The sequence below is a fragment of the Pantoea sp. UBA5923 genome (assembly GCF_002431095.1).
Taxonomy (GTDB): Bacteria; Pseudomonadota; Gammaproteobacteria; order Enterobacterales; family Enterobacteriaceae; genus Pantoea; species Pantoea piersonii.
Genome location: NZ_DJDN01000050.1, coordinates 23,777 through 36,596, shown reverse-complemented (window position 1 = coordinate 36,596; position 12,820 = coordinate 23,777). Strand labels below are relative to the sequence as shown.

Annotated in this window: 15 protein-coding genes; 12 read left to right on the top strand and 3 right to left on the bottom strand. The window is 53.4% G+C overall.

Translation table 11 applies throughout. The features are described 5' to 3' along the window. Positions 1–12: 12 nt before the first annotated feature. On the bottom strand, positions 13–1,506 hold the full coding sequence (locus B3797_RS12330; RefSeq protein ID WP_311781666.1) for a PLP-dependent aminotransferase family protein: 1,494 nt from the start codon (positions 1,504–1,506) through the stop codon (positions 13–15). Positions 1,507–1,616: 110 nt separating this feature from the next. Between B3797_RS12330 and gabT the strand changes: the two genes are divergently transcribed. From gabT to B3797_RS12295, 7 genes are all read left to right on the top strand, one after another. Continuing rightward, positions 1,617–2,903, top strand: a complete 1,287-nt coding sequence (gabT, locus tag B3797_RS12325) for a 4-aminobutyrate--2-oxoglutarate transaminase (protein WP_311791218.1) — start codon at positions 1,617–1,619, stop codon at positions 2,901–2,903. Between the two features lie 81 nt (positions 2,904–2,984). Further along, positions 2,985–4,400 carry a GABA permease gene (gabP, locus tag B3797_RS12320; RefSeq protein ID WP_311791217.1) on the top strand — a complete coding sequence of 472 codons (1,416 nt, stop codon included), beginning with the start codon at positions 2,985–2,987 and terminating at the stop codon, positions 4,398–4,400. 299 nt (positions 4,401–4,699) lie between these two features. Beyond that, entirely contained in the window at positions 4,700–5,176 is a 477-nt protein-coding gene (locus B3797_RS12315) for an OsmC family protein (RefSeq protein WP_311791216.1), read from the top strand. A gap of 124 nt (positions 5,177–5,300) precedes the next feature. Beyond that, positions 5,301–5,897, top strand: coding sequence for a DUF1349 domain-containing protein (locus tag B3797_RS12310; protein ID WP_311791238.1), 597 nt, complete (start codon positions 5,301–5,303; stop codon positions 5,895–5,897). 129 nt (positions 5,898–6,026) lie between these two features. Beyond that, entirely contained in the window at positions 6,027–6,503 is a 477-nt protein-coding gene (locus B3797_RS12305; RefSeq protein WP_311781671.1) for a GNAT family N-acetyltransferase, read from the top strand. Between the two features lie 387 nt (positions 6,504–6,890). Next, entirely contained in the window at positions 6,891–8,807 is a 1,917-nt protein-coding gene (locus tag B3797_RS12300; protein WP_311791215.1) for a methyl-accepting chemotaxis protein, read from the top strand. A 68-nt stretch (positions 8,808–8,875) separates the two neighbouring features. Beyond that, a complete protein-coding gene (locus B3797_RS12295) occupies positions 8,876–9,061 on the top strand; it encodes a hypothetical protein (RefSeq protein WP_311781673.1) in 186 nt (61 codons plus the stop codon). A 70-nt stretch (positions 9,062–9,131) separates the two neighbouring features. On the opposite strand, the gene B3797_RS12290 is transcribed toward B3797_RS12295, so the two are convergent. Further along, the gene (locus B3797_RS12290) at positions 9,132–10,025 is read right to left on the bottom strand and encodes a hypothetical protein (RefSeq protein WP_311791214.1); all 894 of its coding nucleotides are present in this window, start codon (positions 10,023–10,025) and stop codon (positions 9,132–9,134) included. Positions 10,026–10,187: 162 nt separating this feature from the next. Here B3797_RS12290 and B3797_RS12285 point away from each other — a divergent pair, with 162 nt between their 5' ends. From B3797_RS12285 to B3797_RS12265, 5 genes are all read left to right on the top strand, one after another. After that, complete coding sequence (locus B3797_RS12285) at positions 10,188–10,457, top strand: hypothetical protein (RefSeq protein WP_311791213.1); 270 nt, start codon at positions 10,188–10,190, stop codon at positions 10,455–10,457. 202 nt (positions 10,458–10,659) lie between these two features. Beyond that, entirely contained in the window at positions 10,660–10,824 is a 165-nt protein-coding gene (locus B3797_RS12280; protein WP_311791212.1) for a hypothetical protein, read from the top strand. A 90-nt stretch (positions 10,825–10,914) separates the two neighbouring features. After that, entirely contained in the window at positions 10,915–11,163 is a 249-nt protein-coding gene (locus tag B3797_RS12275; protein WP_311781676.1) for a DUF883 family protein, read from the top strand. 237 nt (positions 11,164–11,400) lie between these two features. Next, on the top strand, positions 11,401–11,676 hold the full coding sequence (locus B3797_RS12270; RefSeq protein ID WP_311791211.1) for a metal/formaldehyde-sensitive transcriptional repressor: 276 nt from the start codon (positions 11,401–11,403) through the stop codon (positions 11,674–11,676). A 51-nt stretch (positions 11,677–11,727) separates the two neighbouring features. Continuing rightward, positions 11,728–12,078, top strand: a complete 351-nt coding sequence (locus B3797_RS12265; protein WP_311791210.1) for a DUF3147 family protein — start codon at positions 11,728–11,730, stop codon at positions 12,076–12,078. Positions 12,079–12,085: 7 nt separating this feature from the next. Here B3797_RS12265 and B3797_RS12260 read toward each other — a convergent pair. Continuing rightward, on the bottom strand, positions 12,086–12,820 hold a 735-nt coding region (locus B3797_RS12260), incomplete at its 5' end, for an MFS transporter (RefSeq protein WP_311791209.1).

The window sequence follows — 12,820 nt, the reverse complement described above, 5'->3', positions numbered from 1 at the left end:
CCTGAACAGTATTTACTTAGCTGAAGCATCAACCTTAATGCCCGCCTCGATCAAACACCCTTTCAGCACGCCGAACGCATCCTGACACTGCCGTTCATTCACGCAGGCGTAACCGAGCAGCAGCCCGCGCAAGCTCTGCGGATGCATATAGTATTGCGACAAGGGCCGCACCTTAACGCCACGCTTCAGCGCCTGTGCGGCAATAGCCACATCGTCGCAGCCCGATGGCAGATGCAGCACCAGATGTAATCCCGCGTCATGGTTGACCGGCGACAGAAATGACGGCCCCAGATAGCGCTCAATCAGTTTGCATAAAAACTGACGCCGCTGGCCGTAAAGCAAACGCATGCGGCGGATATGATCCATATAATGCCCCTGCCGTATAAACTCGCCCAGCGCACGCTGGATCAGCAGATGACCGCCGCGATAAAGCTCAGAAGCCGCGATGCGCAACGGTTCGGCCAGCATCTTCGGCACCACTATGTAGCCAATGCGCAGCGCTGGATAAAGCGTCTTGCTAAAAGTGCCCATATAGATCACCGGCGCATCCGCTTCCAGCCCCTGCAAAGAGGGATAAGGCTGGCCTGAGAAGCGAAACTCGCTGTCGTAATCATCTTCGATAATCCAGCTCTGATGGCGCCTCGCCAGCGCTAAAAGCGCCTTCCGTCTTGCCAGGCTAAGGTGAACGCCCAAAGGATACTGATGTGAAGGCGTCACAAACACCATCCTGGGCGGCAGCCCCGGCTTTGGCACAATCCCTTCGCTGTCCACCGGCATCGCCCGGATTTTAAGGCCGTTTTTACGCAGCAGGTTGCGCGTGCCCCAGTAACCCGGCTCCTCCATCCATACAAGGTCGCCCGGATCGCAGAGCACGCACGAGACCAGATCAACCGCCTGATGCACGCCTTCGGTTATCAGGATTTGATCTGCATCGGCCTTGACCGAACGCGCCACGCGCAGATACTCCGCCAGCGCATGGCGAAGGTCGGGACAGCCGCCGCCGCTGCTGTAAATCAGCCGATAGACATCAGGATCGCGATTCAGCTTTGCCTGAATCTGGCTAAAAAGCTTATGCGGAAACTCCGTGACGTCGGGCGCGCCGGGTACAAAGGCGCCCCACTGATAGGGAGAGGCGGTGGCGTGCCCTAACAGCGTTGCACCCCGTTTTGACAGGGTTGCCGGCAGCGGCGTGGAGGCAGGCTGTAGCAGATCGGTGGCGTGGCTTTGCAGACAGATTTCCGGCAGCGTCTCCGCAATCCAGGTGCCGCTGCCGGTGCGGGCCGTCACATAGCCCTGCGCCATCAAACTTTCATAAACATGCAGTACGGTGTTTCGTGACACCCCAAGCTCTCGGGCCATATCGCGCGTCGGCGGCAAGCGCCCGCCGCGTGGAAAAACGCCCTCAATGATTGCGGCCTGCATACAGGTCAGCAGTCGCTGCTGCAGCGAGCCACTCGGTAAAAACTGCAATCGTGCTAATAAGTGATCGGCGTACAGCAGCTGCAATTGGCTCCATCCCTCTCTGTGAAATTGGCTCTGGCAACTTACCTTCTCGCACGCATAAATAAAAGCGTTTGTCGGGAAATGTAAATAAGCATATGAGCGAGGTGGATGAGATGAGCGAACAAAATATCCTGATGCAGCAGCGCAAAGCACAGGCTTTACCCCGCGGCACCGGCACGCTGTGCGACTGGTATGTGGCGCGGGCGGAAAACGCAACCCTGTGGGATAACGAGGGCAACAGCTGGATCGACTTCGCTGGCGGCATCGCGGTGCTCAACACCGGCCATCGCCATCCGCGCATCGAACAGGCGGTGGCCCATCAGTTAACAAAATTTACGCATACCGCATTTCAAATCACTCCGTACGAAAGCTATATCGCCCTGGCTGAACGCATCAACCAGCGGGTGCCCGTTGCCGGCCAGGCTAAAACAGCCTTCTTCACCACTGGCGCAGAAGCGGTAGAAAATGCGGTCAAAATCGCACGTGCTTATACCCGCCGCCCTGGCGTGATCGCCTTTGGCAACGCCTTTCACGGTCGCACCCTGATGACCATGGCGATGACCGGCAAGGTCGCCCCCTATAAGCGTGATTTCGGCCCGATGCCCGCCTCGGTGTTCCATGCGCGCTATCCCAGCGCGGTACAGGGCATCACTATCGACGCGGCGCTAGCCAGTCTCGACGCGCTTTTCACTCAGGATATCGCTCCGCAGGACGTAGCCGCGATCGTGCTGGAGCCGGTGCAGGGCGAAGGCGGTTTCCATGCCGCGCCGGTTGAGTTTATGGTCAGGCTGCGTCAGCTGGCCGATAGCTACGGCATTCTGCTTATCGCCGACGAGGTACAGAGCGGTTTTGCCCGCACCGGTAAGCTGTTCGCCATGGAGCACTATCCGGTGAAAGCGGATCTCATCACCATGGCAAAAAGCCTGGCGGGCGGCCTGCCGCTTTCCGCCGTATCAGGACGAGCAGAGGTTATGGATGCGCCAGGTCCGGGCGGCCTCGGCGGCACCTATGCTGGCAATCCGCTGGCGATCGCCGCAGCGCATGCGGTGCTCGACGTAATCGAAGAGGAGCAGCTCTGCGCGCGGGCCGCTGAGCTTGGCGGCAGGCTTGAAGCCGAGCTACAGACCTTCCGTAAGCTGTGTCCCGCGATTGCCGATGTCCGCGCGTTAGGGTCGATGGTGGCCGTTGAATTTACCGAGACCGCCACCGCGCAGGCGGTGCAGAAAAAGGCGATGGAGAACGGCCTGCTGCTGCTGACCTGCGGCGCAAAAGGCAACGTTATTCGTTTTCTTTATCCGCTGACCATTCCTGACCAGCAGTTCCGCCAGGCGCTGGACATTTTAACCTCAGTACTCAACCACTGCGCCGCTGACGTCGTAAAAAGCGCCGTAACCGCCTGATCCTTTCCGGCTCGCTGCGGCGAGCCCATCCCCTGCTCGCCCCGGACACAAAAGCCCGGGGACCGTTCTGGAGACGTTCTGATGACAACAACGCAGACTGCAAATGAAGATGCACTGGCACAAAACCTGAAGCCGCGTCACGTACGCATGTTGTCAATTGCGGGCGTAATTGGCGCCGGCCTGTTTGTGGGCTCCGGCCACGCGATTTACGAGGCAGGCCCGGCGGTGCTGATCGCCTACGCTGCCGCCGGTGCGCTGGTAGTGCTGATTATGCGCATGCTGGCTGAAATGGCGGTCTCTCTGCCCGATTCAGGTTCTTTTTCAACCTATGCCGACAAGGCGCTGGGCCGCTGGGCCGGCTTCACTATCGGCTGGCTCTACTGGTGGTTTTGGGTACTGGTTATCCCGCTGGAAGCCAACGCTGCCGGCACCATCCTGCACGCCTGGTTCCCCCAGATCGCCATCTGGCAGTTCACCCTGGCTATCACGCTGTTTTTAACCATCACCAATCTGCTGAGCGTGAAAAATTATGGCGAGTTTGAATTCTGGTTTGCGCTGCTCAAGGTAGCGGCGATTGTGGCGTTTTTATGTGCTGCTGGCCTCGCCGTGTCTGGCTTGATGCCCAACAGCAGCACCAGCGGCCTTCAGCACCTCTACGATACGCAAGGCTTTATGCCCAACGGCATGGGTAAGGTGATGGCAGCGATTCTGACCACGATGTTTTCTTTTATGGGCACCGAGATTGTGACCATCGCCGCCGCCGAATCAAAGAATCCAGGCAAGCAGATCACTAAGGCCACTAACTCGGTTATCTGGCGTATCGCGCTGTTCTACCTGCTGTCGATTTTCTTTGTGGTGGCGCTGGTGCCGTGGAATTCCCCGACGCTGATTGAGCATGGTTCTTACCAGGCCGCGCTTCAGGCGATGAATATTCCCCATGCCAGGCTGATTGTGGATATCGTCGTGTTAATGGCGGTATGCAGCTGTCTTAACTCGGCGCTTTATACTTCGTCACGCATGCTCTATTCCCTGTCGTGTCGCAAAGATGCGCCCGCGGCGGCCTCACGCACGAATCGCAGCGGTACGCCATGGGTTGCAGTGCTGCTCTCAACCGCTGCCGCTTTTGTCGCGGTTGTCGCTAACTACCTGGCGCCCAGCGTGGTATTCGAATTTTTGCTGGCAAGCTCTGGCGCTATCGCACTGCTGGTGTACCTGGTGATTGCCGCCTCTCATCTGGTGCTGCGCAAAAAGCGCGAAAAAGCGGGCGAAAAGCTGAGTTACCGCATGTGGCTGTTCCCCGGCCTGACCTGGATTACCATACTCTTTATCGTTACCGTACTGGTTTCTATGCTGTTCAATGCTCAGCATCAGACCGAGCTGCTGGCGACCGGCGGCCTCACGCTGGCGATTATCGCCGCCAGCCTGATCGTGCCTCGTAAAAAGAGTAAGCGACAGAAAGCGCGCTTCTATGCGGTTCACTCCTCTGAAAACTCCTGACCTGACTAACAGGACGCGCAACATGTTATGTAATGAAGCGCGTCCCTGGTCAGTAACTGCAAGCGTTACGTATGTAGCGACATGCTTATGGCCCCTCTCAGTTAAATAGTATACCGTCACGCTATTAAGGCGGATTAACTGGTCACCGCATTACATTCATTTTTATTCAGAGGGAAGACAGGGGCCACCTGATGAGAGGCCGATCACGCGCATATTTCAGCATATCAAGACGCTGACCTTACAGAGCGCCTGGAACTCTTTTTCACATATTATCTATGCAGAACGGGAGCAATAAATTAATGGAACACTGTTATTCCTCGCATATATCCTGGACGGGCAACCTGGGAACGGGCACGTCAGGCTACCGCTCCTATGCGCGAACCTGGGATATCTCAATAGCCGGTAAGGAAACAATACATTGCTCTAACGATCCGTTACTGGGAGGCGACCCGGGTAAAATGAATCCGGAAGATCTGCTGATATCCTCGCTTTCTGCCTGCCATATGTTGTGGTATTTGCATCTGGCATCAGACGCAGGCATTACCATAATGGGTTACGAAGACTTTCCGGTGGCGACAGGCGAGGTTTTAAAAAGTGGTGCTGGTCGCTTTATTTCAGCCACGCTTAAGCCAAAAATTACAGTATTACCCGGTACGGATATCGATGCTGCCACCGCTATCCATCATGAGATTCATAAAGTCTGTTTTATTGCCAGGTCAGTGAATTTCCCTGTCAGCTATGAACCTGAGTTTATTATCGGTAACAGAGCTGATTAACTCAGGAGATAGCAACACCTTCTTTTTGCCTCGTGCCAGCAGCAAACTGAAACCTGAAGAGAGCGGTGAATTAATTCAGGTAACCGGATGTTTAAATAACCAACCAGCAACGTGGAGAAAGCCAATGATCGCAATTGATTCGCTGGAAGCAGAGGGTGGAGTCTGGATCAACCCGCCCGAGAAATTCTCTTTTGAGAAAGGCAAGCTGGGGTTCACAACGGAAGCCAATACGGATTTCTGGAAACAGACCTACTATGGCTTTCAGCGGCATACCGGTCATGCATTTGGTTTTTATACAGAGCGCGATTTTACCCTTCAGGTAAAAGTGATGGCTGATTTTTCAGATCTTTATGATCAGGCGGGCATCTTCATTCTGGATGAAGCCGATCGCTGGGTGAAGGCAGGAATAGAATTTAATGACGACCAGCCAGCGGTAGGCTGTGTGGTTACGCGTGAAACATCTGACTGGTCAACCGGCCTTTTCCCCGGTAATCCACAAGAGTTCTGGATGCGCGCCACCCTGGAAAACGAAGCGCTAAGAATACAGTATTCTACAGACGGTCAAACCTGGCCGCTGCTGCGGCTCTGTTACTGGCCTCAGCATCAAAAACGTTTTGTGGGCGTGATGGCTTGTACCCCGGAAAGACAAGGGCTTGAAGTCACTTTCAGTGATTTTTCCCTGAGTAAACCTCGAGGCAAGCCGTTACACGATCTTACCTGAAAAAGAGTGGCGGATACTTATTTGCGCCTCCCTTACAGGAGGTCTTTATCCTGCTGCACCGCCAGGTATCAGATGCCAGCAAAAAGCGCTTTAGCATTTTTATACCCAAGGTAAACACAGAGGTTAAAGATGAAAATTAGACGTGCAATACCTGAAGAAGCAGAGGCGTGCTGGAACATTAGAAATCAGGCGATCAGACAGGGTTGCAAGAGTAGCTACGACCCAGCCGTCATTACCGCCTGGACGCCTGAAGCTATGCCCGAAAGTTTCAGAGAAGTTATAAAGAAAAATCTTTTCTTTATTGTTGAGGGGCCGGACGCCCGGCCCGTAGCAACCGGGTACCTTGATATGTCGTCAGGAAGCGTTGAGGCAATATTCACCTCGCCAGACCATGTGAGAAAAGGCTGCGCCGGCATGATTCTCAAAAAAATTAAAGATGAAGCTCGTCAACGTGGGTTTAACCGTTTGACCTTATCTTCAACGCCAGATGCAATAACCTTTTATGAAAAACAGGGGTTTAAATCCCTCAGAGAAAGCTTTTACTTCTCAAAACTGGCTAATGCAGAGCTGCGCTGCATGGAAATGGCTATCGACCTGTCATTCTGATAAATGAATGACTCACGGCGGCGAGCTTCCGCCGTGGAATAATGTGAGCGGCTAAGGCAAGCTCTGTTACCTTCAACAGAAACAGCCGCTTCCCTTTTATTCTGTTATTCAGATCAACTTAAGAAGATGCCTGTTCATTCAGCCATGCGGCTGTAACGGTGTATATTCCTTGATTATCTTAGGGCTCAAATCATTCCCTGCTAAACAATCACAGCCGTTCACAATAGTTTAAGAACCTATGAACGTGATCTAAATCAATTAACCTGGACGTAAAAAAGAAATGTCGTAAAGAGTGCTAAAAAAGCCATTCCCTCCGCCGATATAAAAGGATAGCCAGAGCGAAAAACATTCAGACTCAGGACTTATTTACGAAAAAGGGCTATCTAAATGAAATTTATCAATATTTTTTCCAATCTTAAAATAGGCGGAAAATTAGTTCTGGGTTTCTCGCTGGTTATACTGGCTTCATTGATTATCTCTCTGCTCGCGCTGCGCTGTTTTTTAAACATTCAGGAAAACTCCGCTAAACGCGACATTACCGTTGAAATGCTGGACACGCTGGCCAAAGCCAGGCTCAATCGCACATTATTTCAGTACACCCGCGATAAAAAATTTATCATTATCAATGGCGAGGCGATGGGTCGGCTTTCACAATTGAAACAGAACCTGGAAAATTACGCCTGGTCCGCCGAGGGAGAGAATAAACTTTCTCAGATGGCCACTTTACTCAATCAGTACAAGGAAAAGCGTCAGGCATTTCTGGAAAGCACTGATAAATCACTGCTCTCTTTAAATGAATTAAATTCAACAGGCTTACCGCTGTTAGCAGAACAGCTTGCCGCACAGGAATCTTCTGTGGCTGCGGGTTCAGCCGCGCCGCTTTTTTCACTCACGCTGAAGATCGATCAAACCGTTTTACAGATTCAGGACTTTTTAAAGGCGCCGGACGATACGTCGCTGAGCAAAATCACGCAGCTTCAGGGTGAGACTACCCCTTTTATTTCGCAACTCAAGGCTGCTCCTGATGCGAAGCTTAGTGAATTACTAAATTCCACAGAGCAAAAAACAGCATCGCTTCCCGCTCTGTTAAAAAATTATATGCTGCTCGTTCGTGATGAAAAAAAGGCTTCGGATGAAATGACTCGCGCAGCGGAGACGCTGAACCGCTCTGTGAACGACTTATCACTATTCCAGACGCAGATGGGAGAAAAGTATATCCACACGGCGCTGTGGCAGATTGGCTTTACGACGATTGCCTGTATTGTGCTGAGCCTTCTGGTGGCGTGGAGAATGACCCGGAGCATCACTGTTCCGTTAAAAGAGACGCTTTTCTCTGCCCAGCGCATTGCTGAAGGGGATTTGACCTCTGAAATCACCAGCACACGCTCTGACGAGCTGGGACAACTGATGTCCGCGGTTGGCGCGATGAACCTGAGCCTGCGCAACATTATTACCCGTGTGCGTGACGGCGTTAACAGCGTTGCCCGCGCCTCCTCTGAGATTGCCGCAGGGAATACTGATTTGTCCTCACGCACAGAACAGCAGTCTGCCGCCGTTGTTGAGACAGCAGCCAGTATGGAAGAACTGACATCAACCGTAAAACAGAACGCGGAGAATGCGCATCATGCCAGCCAGCTGGCAACGGAAGCGTCGCATAATGCCAGCCGTGGCGGCGAAATCATCCATGACGTTATTACCACCATGGGAGGGATCAGCCAGAGTGCCGGTAAAATTGGTGAGATCATCACGGTTATTAACGGTATTGCTTTCCAGACCAATATCCTGGCGCTTAACGCGGCGGTTGAAGCAGCGCGCGCTGGCGAGCAGGGTCGCGGCTTTGCTGTGGTAGCGGGTGAAGTAAGAAACCTGGCTCAGCGCAGTTCTGTAGCGGCTAAAGAAATCGAAGCGCTGATCCGCGAGTCTCTGGACCGGGTGAGTGACGGCACCACGCTGGTTAATCGTGCCGGCGACACAATGGGTGATATCGTCAAGTCCGTCTCCCAGGTGCGGGATATTATGGGTGAAATCGCTGCTGCCTCAGATGAGCAAAATCGCGGCATTAGCCAAATCTCTCTGGCCATGACAGAGATGGATACCACCACGCAGCAGAATGCCGCGCTGGTTGAGGAGTCCTCCGCTGCGGCCAGCAGCCTGGAAGAGCAGGCGCTGGAGCTGGAAAGAACGGTTTCTGTTTTCCGCGTACCCTCTTCCGGGCTGCTCACACCTAAAGTCCCGGTTCAGAAAAGCAGTAAAAATACGCCGGTGTTAGCCACCTCTTCTGGCGCTAACTGGGAAACCTTTTAACTTCTACTGACCTTTCAGATGCAGGCATCTATCAGGTGCCTGCTGTTTCAGCCGGTTAAGGGGGAAAGATGTCTGAAGAGCAAAAAGTCAGGGCGGCCCATATCATCATCGGTGAAGCATCTGAGGCGCTTTTTTATAGCGCTGATTCCATTACCCGCGCGAATCTGATCGATAAACTTAACGCCCTGCTGATAACAGAAGCGGGCAGGCTGCGAAAAGCAGCCATCATTAAGGCTATAGAGATACTTGGATAGCATCATTAATTCTTCGCGGCGCTAATTAGCGGGGAACATATCTGGCTGTACACACCTTTCTCGTTTGTTGCTAACTCTGCTTAGCTGGAAGAAACTGATAACTGAGAATACAGGTTCGTCCTGCTTTCTCTGCTGATTTTACAGAAGGTAAATTTTGAGGGCTGATAGTTCCAGATAGCAAAGAGGTCGGCTGGCTATTCTGAAAGAGATAGCGGCACAATATGCGCTGTGCTCTGGACGCGAGAGAACGTCCGCGGAAAGCGGGCAGGATAATTTCTTCGGAAATACGAAAGCCCGGTAAAAAAGCCGTATCTGCTTTTTCACAAATTATCAGACCAACCCGTTTGCCATGTTCAAGGAGGATCCAGGTATCGCCATTCAGGATATGTTGTTGCAGCTCACTGCTCTCCGTTGCGCATAAGCTGCCAGCTAAGCCGGGGATAGCAGACCAGGCGTGTTCATAAGCCTCGATAAGCGAATATTTACACCATGTAAAATCAGCAGGAACTGCGCGTATCAGACTCAGCGCGCGCTCATCCTGCGGAGCAGAAACAGAATCAAGAGGAGTCGAGTAGATAAGCTGGTCTGTGATACCCGCAGGTGTATGGCATCCTGGTACAAGCACGCGGATATATTCAGGCTTTATCCTTGCCCACGCTTTGCTGATAACGTCCAGTACAGGGTTATCAGTAACGGAATCCGACGCGACAATATCGATAAACGGGCGACTTATATCTCCTGCCTTATAGCGAGGGCCGGTCAGAAAATATTTGCCGTTAATGCATAATTTTTGCTGTAAAAAGGCGTTTTGAGGTAATCCTGTTTCACGCCAGGGAAAGCGTGCTGAAAAAGATTTGTCAGAACACCAGCTTTCCTGCATTGATATCCATTTTTCAAGCTGGGCGCGCAGCAAATCAACTGGTAAAGGAAGCGAGCCATATTGTGCAAGCATATGTTCAATCATTTAAAATCCATTGTATCACCGCCAGTCGCGGCAAAATTTTGGCTTGTTGTAAATGCGTGACAGCTAATAAGTTAGTCTGTGGGAAGCCGCTCAGTAAAAATACAGGTAATTGAACAGATCAGGTGTATTGTCATATCACATCCCTACAGCATGGAGTATCAGATGCCTGATTACCGTTTCTATAAAAAAGGTCAAAAAGTCGTTGCGCTGAAAAGTGCAGATGCTCCAGGCGCCGCTCTGTTGCTTAAACAGGGGTATGAAAAACAGCGTGAAGAGATCTGCGCAACGAATGAAAACCATGCGCTTACTCGTTTTATGGATATACGCAGAGAAAACCGAATTGATCAGCATAACTTTCTCGCGGGTGCCGGAACTATGCCCTTTATCGGCGTTATGACGGCAATCGCAGCATTTCTTTTACGTAAAAAATAGCCATTGCGCTGGCCCCCGTTACGCCAGCCTCAGGTTGAGCGGTTGCAAAAACACTGCCTGTTAAAGCGACCTCGCCGCAGTCTCTCTTCACCCTCTGTCCCCTGCTTTGCCAGCGCGCTGTGCATTTGCGTCGCCTCGTTTGCCCTCTCTCTTTTCGCCCGCTACGCTTTTAGCACCTGTTTTTTTAGCCGGGAGAGAGTGTATGAAACAGCTGGTAATGATTTTTTTGCTGGGGCTCGGCGCAGTTGCCGTTACGGCCTGCGCGCCGCGTCCGCATGACGCGCCAGCGCCGCCACACGCGCCCAGCGGGCAGCAACCACCAGGCGCACCGGGCGGCAGCGGCCCGGTCGGTCAGCCGCAATCCTGAGATGAAAAGCGTAACAAAAGCGTAAGCTTCCAGCATAACCGCCGGGCTTTGCTACGCTTTTAGTGAAAGCCAACCCAAAGGAGACGAACTATGTCAGGAAAAATCGAAGATACCGTAAAAGAAGTTGCCGGTGCCGCTGAGCAGCAATGGGGCGAAGCCACCGATTCTCCGCGTCATCGCGTTCGCGGCGCAGCGCGCCGTTATTCCAACCAGGCGACCTATGCTGCACGCGATGCAGCTGACACCATTAAAGACCAGGTTCAGTCCAATCCGTTTGCCGGTCTGGCGGTGGCTGCTGGCGTCGGCGTCTTTATCGGCTTCCTGCTGGGCCGTAAATAACCCCGCGCGCCTCCTCGCATAACGTGAGGAGGTCGGGAAGGGACGTCTGTCCCTTCCCGCCAGGCCAGCGTATTCTCCTGCCGCGACTCGCCTCTACCCTGCCCTTACGCAGCCCAGCCTGTTGATTCTTACCCTTACCTTTCGCCCCCTTTTCAGTTGCCAGCAGTTTGCACAGGCTTTATTATCATGCGCCATATACTATACCCCAGTATAGATAGCAGCTTTCAGGAGATCCCAATGGCGCATACCTTAAAAAACAAAAAGAGTCTGCTGACCCGCGTCCGCCGTATTAAAGGCCAGACCGCCTCGCTGGAGACTGCTCTGGAATCAGGTGAAGAGTGCCTGAAGGTGTTGCAGCAGGTCGCGGCGGTGCGCGGTGCCATTAATGGCCTGATGAGCGAACTGCTGGAAGGCCATATCCGCGAACACCTGATGAATGAAGAGGCCACCCCGCAGGAGCGGAGCGAGGATCTGGAAGAGATCGTGGCGGTTATTCGTTCTTATCTGAAATAGGCAATCCGCTACGCTGCCTGCCGGTTTAATCATCACTAACGGAAAAAAACAATGCTCTGGCTTATCTCAAAATATGCAATAACCGCTTTTATGGTGGTGCTGATATCCGAAACGGCGAAGCACAGCGATCGCCTGGGCGGTTTGATGGCCGCCCTGCCGCTGGTCACCGTACTGGTGCTGATCTGGATGAAGCTGGAGGGACAGGCGCAGGAGAAGATTGCCGCCCACGCCTGGTACACTTTCTGGTATGTGGTGCCGACGCTGCCGATGTTTATTCTGTTTCCGTTTCTCTACCAGCGCACCGGCTTCTGGCCTACGCTGGGCATATCCTGCGTCATCACCGTGGCGCTCTTCGTCCTGTGGGCGCTGCTGCTGAAACGCTTTGGCATTGTGTTGATGTAGGCGCAGCCTACAGCCGTTGCTGATGGTCGGTTTTATTCAGCGTCATCAGCGCCGGAATGCTGACCAGTGCCGTCGCCATTACATACCATGCCGGAATATCCAGATTGCCGGTCTGCTTCATCAGCCCGGTGATAATCAGACCTGCGCAGCCTGAAAAGATCGCGTTCGACAGCGAGTAAGCAAGCCCAAGCCCGGTGTAGCGCACATGCGTAGGAAACATCTCCGCCAGCATCGCCGGGCCTGGCCCCGCCAGCATTCCAACGATGCCGCCAGCGATAAAGACCACCAGCGCGCTGAGCGCTGTCGAGGTTGTCTCATCCTGCAGCAGCTTTAACAGCGGAAAGGCGAGCAGTAGCAGCAGCACGCTGGCCGCCACCATTACGCGCCGCCGCCCGATTTTATCGCTGAGCCACCCGGCTGGCAGAATGGTTGCCGCAAAGCCCAGGTTCGATATGACCGCGCTCAGCAGCGCCTGGTTAAAGCCGGTATGCAGCGCAGACTGCAGATAGCTGGGCATAATCACCAGCCAGGTATAGCCCGCCGCTGACCAGAGCATGACACGCGCTATCGCCAGCAAAATGATTTTCAGCGTCTGCGCAGCGCTCGCCTGCGGCCGCGGCTGCTGATGCTGCCGAATAAAGCTCGGCGTCTCCTCCATGCTCAGCCGCAGCCACAGCGCAATCAGCCCGAGCGGCAGCGCCAGCAGAAAAGGCACCCGCCAGCCCCACGCCAGCATCGCATC